General features: G+C 39.3%; 16 protein-coding genes and 1 other annotated feature. Of the genes, 11 read left to right on the top strand and 5 right to left on the bottom strand.

What is annotated here, in order from left to right:
- The first annotated feature begins 77 nt into the window (after positions 1–77).
- The 5 genes from BR30_RS0100720 to ccpA all read left to right on the top strand — a co-directional run bounded on the left by BR30_RS0100720 (position 78) and on the right by ccpA (position 4,066).
- Complete coding sequence (locus BR30_RS0100720) at positions 78–539, top strand: DUF948 domain-containing protein (RefSeq protein WP_026563279.1); 462 nt, start codon at positions 78–80, stop codon at positions 537–539.
- Between the two features lie 22 nt (positions 540–561).
- Positions 562–1,059 carry a YtxH domain-containing protein gene (locus BR30_RS0100725; RefSeq protein ID WP_026563280.1) on the top strand — a complete coding sequence of 166 codons (498 nt, stop codon included), beginning with the start codon at positions 562–564 and terminating at the stop codon, positions 1,057–1,059.
- 95 nt (positions 1,060–1,154) lie between these two features.
- Positions 1,155–1,487, top strand: coding sequence for a bacillithiol system redox-active protein YtxJ (gene ytxJ, locus BR30_RS0100730; protein WP_026563281.1), 333 nt, complete (start codon positions 1,155–1,157; stop codon positions 1,485–1,487).
- A gap of 253 nt (positions 1,488–1,740) precedes the next feature.
- Positions 1,741–2,820: a bifunctional 3-deoxy-7-phosphoheptulonate synthase/chorismate mutase gene (locus BR30_RS0100735; protein ID WP_026563282.1), complete on the top strand. Its 1,080-nt coding sequence runs from the start codon at positions 1,741–1,743 to the stop codon at positions 2,818–2,820.
- Positions 2,821–3,067: 247 nt separating this feature from the next.
- A complete protein-coding gene (gene ccpA / locus BR30_RS0100740) occupies positions 3,068–4,066 on the top strand; it encodes a catabolite control protein A (RefSeq protein ID WP_026563283.1) in 999 nt (332 codons plus the stop codon).
- A gap of 40 nt (positions 4,067–4,106) precedes the next feature.
- Here the strand turns inward: ccpA and BR30_RS0100745 are convergent, their stop codons facing one another.
- Genes BR30_RS0100745 through BR30_RS0100755 form a run of 3 tightly spaced genes read right to left on the bottom strand, consistent with a single transcriptional unit; the run spans position 4,107 to position 6,603 of the window.
- Positions 4,107–5,279 (bottom strand): acetoin utilization protein AcuC, encoded by a 1,173-nt coding sequence (locus BR30_RS0100745; RefSeq protein WP_026563284.1) that lies wholly within the window; start codon positions 5,277–5,279, stop codon positions 4,107–4,109.
- The gene (locus BR30_RS0100750; RefSeq protein WP_026563285.1) at positions 5,276–5,923 is read right to left on the bottom strand and encodes an acetoin utilization AcuB family protein; all 648 of its coding nucleotides are present in this window, start codon (positions 5,921–5,923) and stop codon (positions 5,276–5,278) included. Before BR30_RS0100750 ends, BR30_RS0100745 begins: the two co-directional genes overlap by 4 nt.
- 47 nt (positions 5,924–5,970) lie before the next feature.
- Positions 5,971–6,603, bottom strand: coding sequence for a GNAT family N-acetyltransferase (locus BR30_RS0100755; protein ID WP_026563286.1), 633 nt, complete (start codon positions 6,601–6,603; stop codon positions 5,971–5,973).
- A gap of 223 nt (positions 6,604–6,826) precedes the next feature.
- Here BR30_RS0100755 and acsA point away from each other — a divergent pair, with 223 nt between their 5' ends.
- Entirely contained in the window at positions 6,827–8,545 is a 1,719-nt protein-coding gene (acsA, locus tag BR30_RS0100760) for an acetate--CoA ligase (RefSeq protein ID WP_026563287.1), read from the top strand.
- A 64-nt stretch (positions 8,546–8,609) separates the two neighbouring features.
- Here the strand turns inward: acsA and BR30_RS32485 are convergent, their stop codons facing one another.
- Positions 8,610–11,441, bottom strand: a complete 2,832-nt coding sequence (locus tag BR30_RS32485) for a transglycosylase domain-containing protein (protein ID WP_081825311.1) — start codon at positions 11,439–11,441, stop codon at positions 8,610–8,612.
- Between the two features lie 144 nt (positions 11,442–11,585).
- Positions 11,586–11,804, top strand: a binding site (T-box leader).
- Positions 11,805–11,853: 49 nt separating this feature from the next.
- Between BR30_RS32485 and tyrS the strand changes: the two genes are divergently transcribed.
- The gene (tyrS, locus tag BR30_RS0100770) at positions 11,854–13,107 is read left to right on the top strand and encodes a tyrosine--tRNA ligase (protein ID WP_026563288.1); all 1,254 of its coding nucleotides are present in this window, start codon (positions 11,854–11,856) and stop codon (positions 13,105–13,107) included.
- A 118-nt stretch (positions 13,108–13,225) separates the two neighbouring features.
- Complete coding sequence (locus BR30_RS0100775; protein ID WP_026563289.1) at positions 13,226–13,414, top strand: DUF6954 family protein; 189 nt, start codon at positions 13,226–13,228, stop codon at positions 13,412–13,414.
- A 91-nt stretch (positions 13,415–13,505) separates the two neighbouring features.
- Here BR30_RS0100775 and BR30_RS0100780 read toward each other — a convergent pair whose 3' ends face one another.
- Positions 13,506–14,753 carry a cation:dicarboxylate symporter family transporter gene (locus BR30_RS0100780; protein WP_026563290.1) on the bottom strand — a complete coding sequence of 416 codons (1,248 nt, stop codon included), beginning with the start codon at positions 14,751–14,753 and terminating at the stop codon, positions 13,506–13,508.
- A 281-nt stretch (positions 14,754–15,034) separates the two neighbouring features.
- Here BR30_RS0100780 and BR30_RS0100785 point away from each other — a divergent pair, with 281 nt between their 5' ends.
- The 3 genes from BR30_RS0100785 to BR30_RS0100795 all read left to right on the top strand — a co-directional run bounded on the left by BR30_RS0100785 (position 15,035) and on the right by BR30_RS0100795 (position 18,158).
- Positions 15,035–16,192 (top strand): sensor histidine kinase, encoded by a 1,158-nt coding sequence (locus BR30_RS0100785; protein WP_231507601.1) that lies wholly within the window; start codon positions 15,035–15,037, stop codon positions 16,190–16,192.
- Between the two features lie 6 nt (positions 16,193–16,198).
- On the top strand, positions 16,199–17,125 hold the full coding sequence (locus BR30_RS0100790; protein WP_026563292.1) for a response regulator: 927 nt from the start codon (positions 16,199–16,201) through the stop codon (positions 17,123–17,125).
- A gap of 157 nt (positions 17,126–17,282) precedes the next feature.
- The gene (locus BR30_RS0100795) at positions 17,283–18,158 is read left to right on the top strand and encodes an SH3 domain-containing protein (RefSeq protein WP_026563293.1); all 876 of its coding nucleotides are present in this window, start codon (positions 17,283–17,285) and stop codon (positions 18,156–18,158) included.
- Positions 18,159–18,166: the final 8 nt, after the last annotated feature.

The following is an 18,166-nucleotide window of genomic DNA, read 5'->3' on the forward strand; positions in this document are numbered from 1 at the left end:
GTATAAGATAATTAGCGAGGTTTATATCTTTCCTGGATGGGATATACATATTGATAGGATTAAGGCGGAGGTGCACGATGCAAATAATTTTATATTTAAGCGTAGCCTTGATAGCAATCGCGTTTTTTGTGCTTGTCATCTTTTTATCGACAACACTCAAATCATTTCAAGTTACACTTACAAGCGTTTCGAAAACATTAACTGGATTAGAAAAACAGTTGGATGGAGTAACAGCTGAAACGACCATACTTTTACAAAAAACAAACGCATTAGCTGATGACCTAAAAGAGAAAACTGAAAGTTTGACTAGTGTGGTTGAAGCGGTAAAAGACGTGGGCACAACAGTCACTAAATTTAATGGAACACTAAAAAATATTACCAAATCAGTGGACAACCAAGTTGAGGAAAGCAAAGAAAAAATTTCGCAAATTGTGCAATGGAGTAATGTCATCCTGGAATTAAAGGATAAATGGCAGGCAAGAAAGCAATCAAAAAATGAGATTAGCTTAAGTGAGGGTAAGAAGGTTAGATCACATTAGAAAATAGAGGAGGAATTTGAAGATGTCAAATAGGGAATTTGATTCAAGAGAGACGAATCAAACTCGAAATGAGGGGTCATCTAATAGTTTTCTGCTTGGTGCAATTATTGGAGGAGTTGTTGGTGCTGCTACAGCACTCTTTTTGGCTCCCAAGTCGGGAAAAGATCTGCGGAATACGTTTAGTAACCAAGCTGGTTCCATTATCGATAAGACATCGACAATAAGAGAAAATGTAATGAGCAAAAGTAATGAATTAGTCTCCAAAAGTTCCTCCCTGTCCCAAGGGATTGTCCTGCAATCTACCGGACTTTTGGATAAGGTAAAAGGAAAAGTAACAAACCAAGGCGAACGGGAAGATGATGAATCAGAATCAACATATATTCCTATTCAAACCTTGAAAGAAAAGAGTAAAGCAAAGAAATCCATCGAAATTGGAACCCTAGATAGCACTGAAATAAGACGAAAACTTGAAGAAGCTGAAAAGGCATTAGCCGAGGAAGAAAATAAGGTCAAACTTTAAAAAACATGGATGAGTTGAATCAGTTTATTTGTGATAGAAACGGTGGAGTGATAAAATTACTTCACCGTTTATTTCATTTTTGGAGGAATGTACACATGTTAGAGAAAATCGATTCCATAGAACAATTTGATGAAGTATTAAAAAAGGAAAGTAAGTTCTTTCTTTTAAAGCACAGTTTAACATGTCCAATTAGCCACGCGGCTTACAAGGAATATGAAAAGTTTGCAAATGAAAATCAGTCTGTACCTACATATTTCCTAGCCGTTCAGGATTCCCGTCCATTGTCTAATGAAGTGGCAGAAAAATTCCAAATCAAACATGAATCGCCGCAAACGATCCTGTTTTCAAATGGGGAGCCATTATGGAATGCTTCCCACTGGAAAATTACAAGCCGTTCCTTAACAGGTGCTGTTGGTGAGAATCAATAAATCCATTAAAGTTTTCGTTAAATGTACTAGCTGATTTCGTTCTATTATCACATAAAATACTTTAGCGCTTAAAAGCGTTTAACCATTAAAGAAAAAATTAGTGACAAATAAAAACATATCCGATATAATAAGCCTAATTATAAAAATGTAAATATTTGAGTGTACACGTTTAGCTTTTCACAAAAGAACATATATGCATTCAGACCTTTTTAAAGGGAGATCTGTTTAGCAAAGGAAAAGGCGGGGACGAAGGATGGGCAAAAAAATCGAATTAGAACAATTGAGGGCACGGGTCGATGAGCTAAACTTAGAATTGTTAAGGTTAATTAATGAGAGAGCACAGCTAGTTTCGGATATTGGCCGGGTGAAAGAAAACCAAGGTGTGTACCGTTACGACCCAGTGCGTGAAAGAAAGATGCTTGATAAAATAAAAGAGCATAATGATGGTCCTTTTGAAAATTCGACGATTGATCATATTTTTAAAGAGATTTTTAAAGCAGGTCTTGACCTCCAACAGGATGACCATAGTAAGGCATTGCTCGTCTCTAGAAAAAGACAGCCAGAAGATACCATTGTTACATTAAAGGGTGAAAAAATAGGCGATGGAAAGCCTCACTTTGTATTCGGTCCGTGTGCAGTTGAATCATATGAACAAGTAGCAACTGTAGCGAGATCCATGCAAGAAAAAGGCTTAAAGCTTCTTCGTGGCGGTGCTTATAAACCAAGAACTTCTCCTTACGATTTCCAAGGGTTAGGGGTAGAAGGCTTAAAAATCCTAAAACGTGTCGCTAAGGAATTCGATATGGCAGTAATCAGTGAAATTGTCAGCCCTGCCGATATAGAAATGGCGATTGATTATATCGATGTCATTCAAATTGGGGCACGAAATATGCAGAACTTTGAATTGTTAAAAGCAGCCGGTTCTGTAAATAAACCTGTATTGTTAAAAAGAGGGATTGCGGCAACAATCGAAGAATTTATTAATGCTGCCGAGTACATTGCGTCACAGGGGAATAGCCAAATTATTCTTTGTGAACGAGGCATAAGAACGTACGAACGCGCCACAAGAAACACTCTAGATATTTCAGCGGTACCGATTTTAAAGCAAGAGACACATTTACCTGTCATGGTTGACGTAACACATTCTACTGGTAGAAGAGACCTGTTATTACCATGTGCGAAAGCTGCTATTGCAATTGGTGCAGATGGTGTGATGGCGGAGGTACATCCAGATCCAGCTGTAGCACTTTCTGATCAAAAGCAGCAAATGGATCTTAATCAGTTTGATAAATTCTATAACGAACTGCTTGCATCCAACTATGTTCGCGTCTAATTGTAAGAAAATATGATTTAAAACCTTCTGCATTTTCATTGCAGGAGGTTTTTTTGATAATATTTAGTTATTTTGCATAAAATGTTGACAAATGCAATTGCGGCTTTTCCCTTCTTGTCGTATGATTAAATACATATTAAAGATTGTTTACGTTCTCACAAACAAAAACAAAAAACTAATGATTAAGTTTATACAACCTGTTGTAAAATAATGAAAACGATGATCGTTCTAGGAGAGTGTATTTTAGGTGAATATTACAATTTATGATGTTGCAAGAGAAGCAAATGTTTCGATGGCTACGGTTTCCCGTGTAGTAAACGGAAATCCGAACGTTAAACCAGTAACAAGGAAAAAAGTGTTAGAAGTAATTGAAAGACTAGGCTATCGTCCGAACGCTGTGGCAAGAGGATTGGCTAGTAAAAAAACAACAACTGTCGGGGTAATTATTCCTGATATCTCAAATATCTTTTTTGCAGAATTGGCTCGTGGGATTGAAGATATTGCGACGATGTATAAGTACAACATCATTTTAAGCAATTCAGACCAAAACAAAGACAAGGAATTACATTTGCTCAATACAATGCTTGGCAAACAAGTGGACGGGCTAGTATTCATGGGTGGCAATATTACAGCTGACCATGTCGAGGAATTTGAAAAATCACCTGTACCGATTGTGCTTGCGGGTTCAATTGAAGAATCGAACACGATCCCTTCCGTGAATATTGATTATGAGGAAGCAGTATATGACTCCATCAAGGAATTTATCGAAAAAGGTCATAAGAATATTGCTTTTGTCGTGGGTCCACTCCATGAACCTAAGAATACAATCAAGAAACTGAGAGGGTATCAAAGGGCATTACAAGAAGCCGGTATTGCTTATAATGAGGAGCTTATTGTGGAAGGTGATTATACTTACGACTCTGGGATTGAAGCAATCGAAAGACTACTGGAAATCTCAGCTAGACCTACGGCGATCTTGGTTGGTTCTGATGAAATGGCTCTTGGAGTTGTGCACGGTGCAGAGGACAAAGGCTATAAAATCCCTGAGGATTTTGAGGTAATCACATCTGATAATACAAGGCTGTCACTGATGGTGCGTCCGCAATTAACAACCATCGTTCAGCCGTTATATGATATTGGGGCGGTTGCGATGCGACTCTTAACCAAATTGATGAACAAAGAAAAGGTGTCAGACCAAATTGTGGTTCTCCCACACCGGATTGAACACCGTCGATCAACAAAATAATCGGTAAGATGGGTTGACCAAACTTGGTCAACCCATCTTTTTATACCGATTCACTTTTTTGCTGGCTTCTAATTGGGTAGAGTGCTTTTTCAAGGGTTAATAAATTCTTTTCGGTTATCTCTGCTTTTCTTGGGATGGGGGTATATAAGTTTTCTGGATCGTCCCATTCTTTTGGTAATCCTACAGGAGCTTCTTTTTGCCAAGTATCTAGCCATTCTTGAGGTAAACTGCCATAACAGTTTGAGTTTTCAGTCATCCCAAGCCAAATAAGAGCCCACGCTCTCGGTACCACCCGCCAGATATCATAACCGCCGCCGCCTACAGCAATCCATTTTCCATTACAATATTGATGGGCGATTTCATGGGCTAGTCTAGGTATTTCACGATAGGTTTTCATGGTTGAAGAAAGATGTGTTAATGGGTCCAAAAAATGAGAATCTGCACCATTTTGGGTAAGGATCACATCGGGTCTAAAAAAATCTGCTACTTCTCTAAGAGCATGTGTATAGGCGTAAAGCCAAGATTCATCTTCGGTAAATGCATCAACGGGTACGTTAAATGAATAACCATAGCCCACCCCTTGTCCGCGTTCATTTACATTGCCAGTGCCAGGGAATAAATATCTTCCTGTCTCATGGATGGACAGTGTGCACACCTTTGGATCATCGTAGAAGGACCATTGAACCCCGTCTCCATGATGAGCATCTGTATCAACGTATAAAACACGAGCATTAAATTTTTCCTGTAAATATTTGATGGCGACCGAACTGTCATTATACACGCAAAATCCTGACGCTTTTCCTCTGAATCCGTGATGTAACCCACCGCCTAAATGGAGAGCATGCTGGGCCTTACCTGTCATAACTTGATCGACGGCTGTTAGTGTCCCTCCAACAAGTAGGGCGCTCGCTTCATGCATGTTTGGGAATATAGGGGTATCTTCTGTTCCGAGACCATAGTTTTCTGCTATATCTGGAGACAATTGACCATTGCCTGCTTTTTTGACTGCTTCTATGTAACTCAGGTCGTGAATTAACGCTAGCTCTTCATCAGTGGCTATCCTTGGCGGGATGACATTTTCTGAATGAAGCACATTCATCTTTTCTAATAAGTCCACTGTTAATTTAAGCCGGAATTGGTCAAAAGGATGCTGATTACTGAATTTATATTTCAGCAGCTCATCTGAAAATACGAAGGAACACTTATCACTCATATTGAAATCCCCGGGAGATTAGGCCAAAGCACTTGAAAACCTGCCTGTTTAAGATCGTGAATTAACACAGTAGGATTCATTGTCTGTATTCTAATCACAAGTATTTTAAACTGATCATCCAACTTATCAGGGTAGACGAGGACACTCAGAATATTTGCATTCCGATTCTTAATCACAGTGGTTATTTCACTAAGTTTACCGGCAAGATTAGGGACCTTGATCTCAATTTGAGAACCTGGCTGATGGGCCCCCGTTAATTCCACCATTGTCCGAAGTAAATCTGTTTCAGTCACGATTCCGACCAATTCTCGGTTATTTATGATAGGAAGACAACTGATTTTATGCTCATAAAAAACGCCAGCTACTTCCTCTACAAAATCTAAGGGATGCCCGGTAATAACGTTTCGCTCCATAATTGCGTTAAGTGGTTTTTTCATATCTTCTGGATGCTCATTCGCATGGAAAATAGAGGGAGTTGCTTCATGGATTTTTGCCACTGTTAAAAGGCCCACTAAATGTTTTTCCTGGTTGATAATAGGGATATGGCGTATTTTTCTTGACTCCATTAATTGAATGGCATCTGCAATGGTATCTGTCGGAAGAAGTGTGGCGACATCTGTTTTCATGATTTGTTCTATTATCATTTGAACATCCTCCTTAGCTTAAGTATTTAACATGAACAAAAATTGAGTTAGTACATAAATCGGTTCATAAATCTAAGCCGATCAAATTTTTGAATGGTTTCTCGATCGATTCTTTTCCCCATCCGTGCCATGAGACAGTTGGCAGGGTGCGAGCAAATTTCAGGATCATCGGTTGCATACCATTCAAGACCACCCGCATTCATCATTTTTTCCATAATTTTCCGGTACTCCCACACATTCAATTTGGTCCCTTTTAAATCCCAGTGCCAATAATATTCAGTCGTGATGATGAGGTAATCTTCCATCGCATCATCCATCATGCCGACTATGAGCAGATTTTTACCAACAGAACATCCTCTATATTTTGGAATGACTTCAATCGCACCTAATTCGATTAAATTTTCAATTTTGCCCTCTGACCATCGTTCAAGCGGATCAGGGTATAGAAAGGTTACATAACCAACAATGGTATTTTGATGTCTGGCAATAATAATTCTGCCTTCTGTAAGGTTTGCTATTCCAATTAAGGCCTGATGCTGCTGTGTTGGCTGGCGAAAGGCTATAAGGTCTTCGTGGAAATCGAAGCCTGCTAGTTTATCTGCAGTAATAGGTCCTTCAACAATTAAAGAACCATGAGGTGTTTTTAATTGTTTGGCATTGTATGTCTTTTTGTGTTCCATACGGTCACCTACCTTGGGAAAATCAATCCATATTAATTCTATTATACATAAAATCTATCAATGATAAGTAACTTCACAAAATTTTCTGTAAGATAAAAATAATATTTTCTAGGCATTTAGTAAGTAAAAATAAAAAATACATATAATTTACTTTTTAAAAAATTGCGAATAGTATATATTTGTAATATAGTAATTTTAACATTAGGTCAAAGGGGGAGATTGAATGAAAGTGGAAGCGTTACCAGTCGTACAAGGGGATCATAATCTAGTAAATTATCAAGAAAAGTACAGGGACTTTGATTGGAAGGAAACGGAAAGGGAATTTACATGGAGTGAAACTGGTCTTGTCAACATGGCTTACGAGGCAATCGACCGTCACGCAAAAACCTTCCGGAAAAATAAAGTAGCCCTCTATTATCGCGATGGTTCTAGAAATGAAAAGTATACTTTTAAGGAAATGAAAGAACTATCAAACAAAGCGGGCAATGTGTTAAAAACATACGGTGATGTTGATAAAGGTGACCGCGTCTTTATTTTTATGCCGCGTTCTCCTGAACTTTATTTTACGGTATTGGGTGCCATCAAACTTGGTGCAATTGTTGGTCCATTATTTGAGGCATTCATGGAAGGGGCTGTCAGGGACCGCTTGCAAGACAGTGAGGCGAAAGTTTTAGTTACCACACCTGAACTGTTGGAACGTGTACCTGTTCAAGAGCTGCCAGCACTTAAGTCTATCTTCCTTATTGGTAGCAATGTAGATGAACAAGGACCATATATTGACTTTCTGAAAAAATTTGAATCTGCAAGTAAAGATCTTCAAATTGAATGGGTAGACAGAACCGATGGTCTCATCCTGCATTATACATCAGGGTCGACTGGGAAACCAAAGGGCGTACTGCATGTACATAATGCCATGATTCAGCATTATCAAACAGCAAAATGGGTGCTCGATTTAAAAGAAGACGATGTTTACTGGTGTACGGCAGACCCAGGCTGGGTAACAGGCACAACTTACGGAATCTTTGGACCATGGCTAACAGGAACATCGAATGTGATTGTAGGCGGGCGTTTTAGTCCGGAAGCCTGGTATCAAATGATTGAAGACTTTGGGGTAACGGTCTGGTACAGTGCACCAACAGCGTTTCGGATGTTAATGGGTGCAGGTGATGAATTGGTTAAGAAATTCAACCTATGCAGCCTCCGTCACGTCCTAAGTGTTGGAGAGCCTTTAAACCCAGAGGTAGTTAAATGGGGGGCAAAAGTATTCAACAAACGCATTCATGATAACTGGTGGATGACAGAAACTGGTGCGCAGCTGATTAGTAATTACCCTTGTATGGAGATTAAGCCTGGTTCCATGGGTAAACCAATTCCAGGTGTACAAGCAGCGATTGTTGATAATCAAGGAATCGAGCTGCCTCCATATCGAATGGGGAACCTTGCGATTAAAAAGGGCTGGCCTTCCATGATGCATACAATTTGGAATAACCCTGAGAAATATGAATCTTACTTTATGCCAGGTGATTGGTATGTCTCAGGCGATTCAGCATACATGGACGAAGATGGCTATTTCTGGTTCCAAGGACGTGTAGATGATGTCATTATGACATCAGGAGAGCGCGTGGGACCATTTGAAGTAGAAAGCAAGCTTGTCGAGCATCCTGCCGTTGCAGAAGCAGGTGTCATCGGAAAACCAGACCCAGTTCGCGGTGAAATCATTAAGGCCTTCATTGCACTCCGGGACGGTTACTCGGCAACAGACGAACTAAAAGAAGAAATTCGTCAATTTGTCAAAAAAGGACTTGCCGCCCACGCTGCTCCACGTGAAATTGATTTCCGTGATAAACTGCCGAAAACAAGAAGCGGTAAGATTATGAGACGCGTATTAAAGGCATGGGAATTAAACCTTCCAACTGGTGACCTTTCTACGATGGAAGATTAAAAAGCAGCCGACCAATTTCAAAATAAAAAAAACGCACCGACACATTTGCTGTCGGTGCGTTTTTTTAAGGTGTTGTTGGATTAGTTGGTTGATTCGGTTGAGTTGGAACGTTTGGGTCATTCGGTACAACAGGATTAGTTGGATCTGTTGGTGTGATGACTCCTGCATCAACTAGATTCGATGGAGCAGACTCCTTACCGGCAATATCAACTGCTGTTACATAAAATGATCCGGTCCCCACTTTAAATGACCGCTTAGAACCATTGACTAGACTGCCTACTTTTTTAGAACTTACCCCACCTTGATAGATGCGGTAACCAACAACATCCTTATCCTCTGAGGCTGACCATGATAAGGTATTTCCTTTAGCTTGTACGCTAACACTAGCAGGGTTCTTTCCGTTATCGGACATTCTTGCGGTTGAAACCAGAATTTTTCCCCAACGATCTTTCTGTGGAATCAGTTGACTATAATTGTGGAAGCTACTTCCAACAATCCGTTTAATAAAATCAGGATTTAAGACAAGACCAAATTGGGAAAACTCTTTTGGTGTAGAATCTAAGGCCAAATATTTTTTGTCGCCAACCGTGACATAGTTTGCTTCAATTAAGCTATCGTCTACTTTAGTTGGTACATTATTGGCATTAAAGTAATCACTTTCGATTAAGCCGGCTTTTGAACATGCTTCAGAAGGAAGCATTCCAGAAACAGCACAATAGGAGCGTTTCACGATTCCTTTTGGCATTTTAAATGACTTGTCTGGATCAATTAAATCTGGTCTAATTTTATAGGCGGCATTCATTAGCTTCGCCCATAAGTTATTGGTCCGTGCACTATAAGACATTCCGGAAGTCTGGAGCGATTTTGGTGTATCATATCCTCTCCAAAGACCAAAGGTGACATTAGGGTTTGAAGCAACGAACCAGGAGTCAATATATTGATTTCCTGTACCCGTTTTCCCAGCCCAGTCGCTGCTAAAGTTTAATTGGCTTCTAACACCTGCAGCCGTCCCCATTTTAACTACGTCTCTCATCATATCAATGGTTAAATAAGCTGTTTGTGGTTTAAAGACTTTAACGGGTGTTACTTTATGCTGATAGATAACCTTGCCATTTTTATCAACAATTTTATCGATCATATAGGCATCAATAAAATTTCCATTGTTAGCAAAGGTGCTGAATGCATTTGTATTTTCTTCAATTGTTACTCCATTTGTCATTGAGCCTATGGAAGTAGCTAGATTTGTATAGTCATCTTTTCTTAAAGAGGTAAATCCCATTTTTTCAAGATACTTGGCTGGACGTTGCTCTACGATACTCTTGTAAAGTTTAACCGCTGGTACGTTATAGGATTTCGCCAGGGCATATCTTGCTGAAACCAGTCCGCTGTATCGATAGTCATAGTTTTGCGGCCAAGGAGCACTACTGCCGGGATTTAGACTTAACGCTACGTTTGGCAGCGGCGTGCCTGGAGCTGCTTTTCCTAACTCAATCGCTGGTGCATATACTAGAAGCGGTTTCATTGTGGAGCCGTTTTGTCTAATCGCATTGGTTGCGTGATTAAGCTGTTGATCATCATAATTCCTTCCAGCCACAAAACTGATAATTTTTCCAGTTTTGTTTTCAATCAGCTCTGCACCCACCTCAGCAGGCTCCATAACCGTTTTCACTTCACCAGTTTCAGGATCCTTTTTTTCCTGAGGTTTATCAGGTCCGTAATATTGATAATTATCCTTTACCTTCTGCATGGCATCATAGATTTTTTTGTCAATTGTCGAATGAATCTGGTAACCATTTTGACGCAAAGCATTTCTAGCTAAAATTTGATATTTATAAGCGAGATTATCATCGTTCTTTAACTCTTTTTCTGAAATCCCATCATTTTTTGCTAAGACAGTAGTTAAAACTTCTATTGAACGCTTTTCTATTTCGACTGTCAGCCACGGGTATTTTTCAAGTGGGTTGGGAACGGGTTTGATAAAATCCTTCTTAATATCGTAGGCCGAGGCCTCCGCATATTGCTTTTGGTTAATATAGCCTCCATCAAACATTCTTTTTAGGACTGTTTTCATCCGTGTAAGACCTGGTTCAAGATATTTTGGTTCTTTTATCGTTCCTTCTCTTGTGAAAGGGGTATATCCGAATGGGCTTTGAGGCAATCCTGCAATGAAGGCTGCTTGTGGCAGTGTTAAATCACTTGCCTTTTTACCAAAGATTCCTTTTGCTGCTGCTTGGACACCGGCAATATTTCGTCCAGACGAATTTCTTCCTAACGTAGATACGTTCAAATAAGCTTCCAAAATTTCTTTTTTATCAAAAAATTTCTCTAAACGAAGGGCAAGTAATATTTCACTCGCTTTTCTTTGAAATGAAACTTCATTGGTTAGAATTTGATTTTTAATTAATTGTTGTGTTAAAGTACTACCGCCGGATTGAACAGCGGAGTTTGTCACTTCTTGGAAGACAGCCCGAAATACGGCTTTTGGTACGACACCTTTATGTTTGTAGAAGTATTCGTCTTCAGTTGCAACAACTGCGTTCACCAAATAATCGGATACATCGTCTAGTTTTACTTCTTCCCGTTCTAAATCTGTACGGAGTTTTCCAAGATATTTATTATCGGCAAAATATAGCTCAGATGTTTCCGTGTAGTTATAAATATCCTTTTTCATGCTGTCATAGGAGCGGACAGGTTCATCTTTAACAAGTGAGGCAAAATAACCAGCACCGACACCTGTAGCAAATGATCCACCTAGAATTACTACTGTTAAGACAAGGAGAAACAGATTCCAAACGACTTGATATGTGATTCTTGCACTTTTAACCGTTTTTCTATGGGTAAATATGTTCAGTACGGATTTTGATTTTTCGAGCCATGCTTGTAATTTTTCGACCATCTATAGTATCACCTCATCTAAAATCACATACATTATAGCATATCAAAGGTATAAAAACTGACAAAGTTCTACATTATCTGAAATTTCCAGTTTTGTTTGACAAGGAACTATTATTATGGTAAAAAAAGCTATACATTAATTTAATAAAAAGCTGTGAAGGGAACCAACTGTAGTTCTTCTATCCCTGTTTGTAGAGAGTCAGCGGTGGTGCAAGCTGATACATATAGAAGAATGAATTACCTCCTTGAGCTTTCTCTGTGAAAATTGATTATTAGTAGCAGAGGACGGTCTAAACCGTTAATTTTTTGAGTTGGAGGAATTTTCCTCAAGCTGGGTGGTACCGCGTAAATTTACGTCCCTGCATTTTTTGCAGGGGCGTTTTTATTTTTTTACAAAATTGGAGGGAATATTTATGGATTTGTTACAGGATTTAGCATGGAGAGGGATTATCTACCAGCAAACCGATGAAGAAGGTTTGAAGGATACATTAAACAAGGAGCCAATTTCCTTATATTGCGGTGTCGACCCGACCGCAGATAGTATGCACATCGGCCATTTACTGCCGTTCTTAACACTAAGAAGATTTCAACAGCACGGACACCGTCCGATTGTATTAGTTGGCGGAGCAACAGGATTAATTGGTGACCCAAGTGGAAAAAGTGAAGAACGAAAGCTGCAAACTCTTGAAACGGTTCAAGATAACGTAGCGGGTATTAAGAAGCAGCTTGAATCTATTTTCCAATTTGAAGGCGAAAATGGGGCTATCATGGTTAATAACTATGATTGGGCAGGCTCTATGGATGTTGTTACCTTCTTGCGTGATATTGGTAAACATATCGGTGTGAATTATATGCTTGCAAAAGACACCATTGCGAACCGCCTTGAGACAGGTATTTCATTCACAGAATTCACGTACACCATTTTACAAGCAATGGATTTCCTTCATTTATATGAGCATCACAATTGTAGATTGCAAATCGGAGGAAGTGACCAGTGGGGGAATATCACTACAGGGTTGGAATTAATCCGTAAAGTTCAGCCAGAAGGCTCGAAGGCATATGGGTTAACTATTCCACTTGTGACAAAAGCAGACGGTACAAAGTTTGGGAAAACGGAAAGCGGTGCGATTTGGTTAGATCCTGAAAAAACAACACCTTATGAGTTCTACCAGTTCTGGATTAATACAGCAGATGCTGATGTTGTTAAATACTTAAAGATTTTCACGTTCCTTTCGCACGAGGAAATTGAACAATTAGAAAAAGCTGTTCAGGAAGAGCCTCATCTTCGTAAAGCACAAAAGGTATTAGCGGAAGAGATGACTCGGTTAATACATGGAGAGAATTCTTTACAACAGGCGATTAAAATCTCTCAAGCGTTATTTAGCGGGGATGTAAGCAGTCTTTCAGCGGCAGAAATTGCTCAGGGCTTTAAAGATGTTCCGGCATATACTTCACAAAATGAAGAGAATTTGGTAGACCTTTTAGTTGCGGCGAAAATTTCTCCATCCAAGCGTCAAGCACGTGAAGACATCGCAAATGGTGCCGTCACAGTTAATGGCGAAAAAATCACTGACACGACTTATGCTCTAACGGAAACAGATCGAATCGAGGGGCAGTTTACGATTATTAGAAGAGGTAAGAAGAAGTACACATTAATCAAATACTAATAGGAGAAGGGCTTTGGAGTTCAAAGCCCTTTTTTTGTCTGCAACAGAATCCTTGTAACAACGTGTTAATTGTATTCGTCTAATATACAAAGGAAATTGCTGTCTGGGGGTGAATCAAGTGAAATTTTTACTACACTTCATATTTATCATTCTCATCGCATTAGTGACATTTTTCGGATTAGGTCCTGTATTATTCGCAGACGGTGTTTTACAAGAAAGACTTTGGACTGCCGCTATTGTTATCGTTATCTATATCATACTAGCGTATTTATATCGGAAATCAATCCAATGGGTCAATCGACGATAGAAAAAGCCCCGGTACCAACATCTATAAAAATCAAACCAAAAAGGCACAACTAGCTATTATTCACTAGTTGTGCCTTTTCCAATATGATCGCTTATGCAGCTTGTTCTTCGATGTGTTCTTTGACTTTATGACCTTCCCATTTTGTGATAACAATAGCAGCTAGTGAGTTACCAACAATGTTTACACATGTACGGGCCATGTCCAGCAGCCTGTCTACGCCTAATATAAACGCCAAGCCCTCGACTGGAATACCGACACTTCCTAAGGTTGAAAGCAGGACGACAATTGAAACACCAGGGACACCTGCAATCCCTTTTGAGGTAATCATTAAAATAAGCACTAATGTAATCTGTTGTCCAATGCTCATATGAATGCCATACATTTGCGCGATGAACAGTGCTGCAATCGCCTGGTACAAGGTTGAGCCATCGAGATTAAAGGAATAGCCAGTCGGAATTACGAATGAAGTAATCCCTTTCGGACAGCCGATTCGCTCCATTTTTTCCATAATTTTCGGAAGGACGGTTTCCGAACTTGCTGTGGAATACCCTAAAATTAATTCGTCTTTTAAATAAGCTAATAGCTTAAAAATATTATAGCCGGCTATTTTCGCAACAATGCCAAGGACCACAATAACAAAGAATATCATTGCACCATAAACGGTCATAACCAATTTTCCTAGCGGTATTAATGATTCCAACCCAAATTTCGAAACCGTAACCCCAATTAAGGCAAACACCCCAAATGGAGCAATCTTCATAATCTGATTGGTCACATAGAACATCGCATCAGCAGTACCCCTAAAAAACGCAATAATCGGCTTGCCTTTTTCACCGATTGCCGCAACACCAAGTCCAAACATTACGGAGAAGAAAATAATTGCCAACATGTCCCCATTTGCGAACGCCTGCACCACATTAGTCGGTACGATATTCACAATTGTATCAATATGGGAGTGTGACTCCGTTGTTTTTTCAGTCGTTACATAGGAGCTGATGTCCGATTTAACGAGTTGTGAACGGTCCACGCCTGTACCCGGATGGAAAACATTGGCGATTAATAATCCAACAACGATTGCGATCGTTGTTATAATTTCAAAATAAAGGAGCGTTTTTCCGCCGAGCTTCCCTAACGATTTCATATCGCCCGTACCGGCAACACCGACAACAAGGCACGAAATAACAATCGGCACGACAATCATTTTAATTAATCGTAAAAAGATGTTTCCAATCGGCTGTAAGAATTGCTCAATATGAGGATTTCCGTAAAAAATGGCACCCACAATAATCCCAAGAATTAAACCAATAAAAATTTGCCATGCTAAACTAATTTTTTTCACTCGCTTCTCTCCCATCGATAAGTTTTTTGATAGTATTAAAGTAGAATATAGTCTGTAAACGTTTCCAACATTTACATCATACCTGTAGTACTACGATAAACTACAAAAAACTACAAAATGGATTAAAAATATTTTTACAATTTATAATATTTTTTTTACGATAGAAAGGGAGTGATTGTATTCGCGATAAATTATTAGCGTATTTATTTATGATTATTGCTGTGCCCATAACTGGAGAATTAAAGTTTTACCCCTTAAGCGGAGCTGATTTAAGATTCAGCATGAGTACAACTGTTTTCTTCTTCATTTTGTTATGGTCACGAAAAATTCATCCCGTTTTAGCCGGCTTTTTAACGGGAAGTGCAGTTGTTTGTTTTCGGATGATTCTGGACAAGGTACAGGTTGGCTCATTCGATTTCCCTATCCATTTTCCTGTATTTTTTTATTACATGGTCTTCGGCATGTTTTTCCATATTTTCAAGGTAAAGAAATTGTATCATCGGCCGCTTCTCATTGGTCTGCTTGGCATGGTGCTCGAAATCATGGGGAATGTTACCGAAATGACCATTCGCCATTTTACAACCGATATGAAAATGACAACTTCGAGCTTCTTGATTATTATAGGGGTAGCGATCATCCGCAGCTTCTTTGTCCTCGGTTTTTTCAATACCATCTTAGTACGGGAAACTAGGTTGGCTGAAGAGCAGCAAAAAAAGCGGACCGAAGAGGTTTTACTATTAGTCTCAAATTTGTATGTAGAAATGTTTCAATTGGAAAAATCAGCGAAAGATGCGGAGAAGTTAACCAGTGCTTGCTATGCAATTTATCGTGATTTGAAAGCTCTAAACAATCAGAAACAAGCGCAAGCGATGCTGAAAATCGCCGGGGAATTACACGAGATTAAAAAAGATAATCAACGTATATATGCCGGTTTGTCCAAATTAATGGCCAAAGAAAAATTAGATGATTTTATGAACATTCAGGAAATCATTTTTGTTGCAACCATCTCGAATAAAAATTATAGTGAGTTGCTCGGGAAAACGATTGATTTCCAAGTAAGAATTTCCGGTGAACATCCGGAGTACCGCACTTTTATCCTCCTTTCCCTAATCAATAATCTTGTCGCCAATGCTGTGGAAGCTATCTATCAGGAGGGGCAGATTGTGGTAACGGTTGAAAAGGTTCAAGACCTAGTCAAAATAACTATTAAGGATAATGGAAACGGGATTTCTAACAAAAACAAAGTGTATATTTTTGAACCAGGCTTTACGACGAAATTTGACCAAGCCGGAATCGCTTCTAATGGAATTGGTTTATCCTACACCAAAAATGTCATTGAAGATCTTGATGGCAAAATTAACCTGATTGAGTCTTCAAAAGAAAAAGGAACCACCTTTGAAGTTCAGCTTCCGGTTGTGAATTTAACGAAAAAGGGGTGATTTACAGTGAAATTTTTTATTGTCGATGATACCCCAACTATCAGAGGGATGTTATCCAATATTATTGAAGAAGAGGGATTGGGTTCGGTTGTGGGGGAGGCAGCTGACGGGTCTGAAGTAGATGCACATACCCTCGATATACAGGAAGTTGATATTCTAATGATTGACCTGCTCATGCCCATCAGGGACGGGATTGAGACAGTCAGAGAAATTGCTCCCTCCTTTCGGGGGAAAATCATCATGATCTCCCAAGTCGAAACGAAGGATATGATTAGTGAAGCGTATTCCCTGGGTGTCGAGCATTATATCACAAAGCCGATTAACCGGCTTGAGGTGGTAAGTGTCATTAAGAAAGTAAGTGAATATCTGTTACTGGAAAAATCACTTCATAACATTCAAAAGTCATTAAGCTTTTTAAATACACATAATACAAAAAAACGGCTGTTTGAGAACACTCTCCCAAGTAAACAACCTTTGTTTCCGTCCTCTGCCAAAAGTATCTTGCTTGAACTTGGAATTGTTGGCAAAAACGGTGAAAAGGATTTGTTGGATCTTCTAGAAATTTTACATCAATGGGACATGGAGGGAAATCGGGAGCTCCCGCCTATGAAGGATCTTTATGAGCAGGCGGCCAAAAAGCGGCTTGGTTCGTCCGTCTCTCCGGAGGAAATAAGAAAAGAAGGTAAGGCTATGGAACAACGGATCCGTCGCATCCTCCAACAGGTGCTCGAGCATCTTGCTTCACTGGGATTAACCGATTATGCCAACCCAACATTTGAGTACTACTCATCCAAATTGTTCGACTACACCCAAGTAAGAATGAAGATGCTCGAACTGGAAGGAAAAAACCAGACCACAACTACCCGAATCGACATTAAAAAATTCCTCTATGCTTTGCAAATGGAGACAAAAGGCAGACTATTACCTAGGTAGATTGATCTGGTTCAAACAAGTATCCTCTAGGGAAAAACAAAAAAGGGCCAGGACGGCCCTTTTAAATGTGCTTTAATTCCTATTGAAATAGAATGATATAATCGTTATATAATAAAAAATAAATAAGTTATCATGACTAGAATGGGGATTGAAGTAGATGTTTAAAAAAGGATTTGCAATCTTTGTTGCAATGTTTGTTTTATTTACAGGATTTCATGCGGTTAAACCGGTTCATGCTGCGACAAGCGTAACAAAATATGTCACAGCCAATGCATTGAATGTTAGAACTGGTCCGGGAACAAACTACAAAGTGGTAACAACTGTTAAGAAATACCAAGCTGTAACAGTTTCACAAACTAAAGGGTCTTGGGATAGAGTAACTGTTGGTGGTAAAACAGGTTGGGCATCCAATCAGTACCTAACTACTAAGAATTTGGCGGAAGGTTTAAAGACAGTAGGAAGCAACAAACAGTTAATTCTTGTCACTTCTAATGGGTACAATACCCCTAATGCTCAAATTCGTACATTTGAAAGAAATTCCCAAGGTAAATGGGTTCCTGTTTTAACCACAACAGGCCATATTGGTAAATATGGATTTGCCTCTGCAGCAAATATGAATGAAGGCGGTAAAAAGTCGCCAATTGGGAAGTATTCAATTGGAACAGCATTTGGACGTTATGGAAATCCGGGTACCAAAATGCCTTACCGAAAAATCACAAACGATGATGTTTGGGTAGATGACCCAACTTCAAAACTTTACAACACTTGGCAATCAAGAAGTAAAACACGAGGTCAATGGAAGAGTGCTGAAAACATGAATATCTCAGCTTATACCTACGGTTTCGTTATTAACTACAATACAAAACGAACTCCGTATAAAGGCAGTGCTATCTTCTTTCACATTGGAAGTGGCTACACGCTCGGATGTACCTCAACATCTCAAAAGAATGTTGTAAACATCTTGAAATGGTTGAATCCTAAAAAGAATCCAGTTATCATTCAAACTCCGATTAAGGAGCTAAACAAATACTAATTCTCCAC

This window comes from Bacillus sp. UNC41MFS5 (assembly GCF_000686805.1).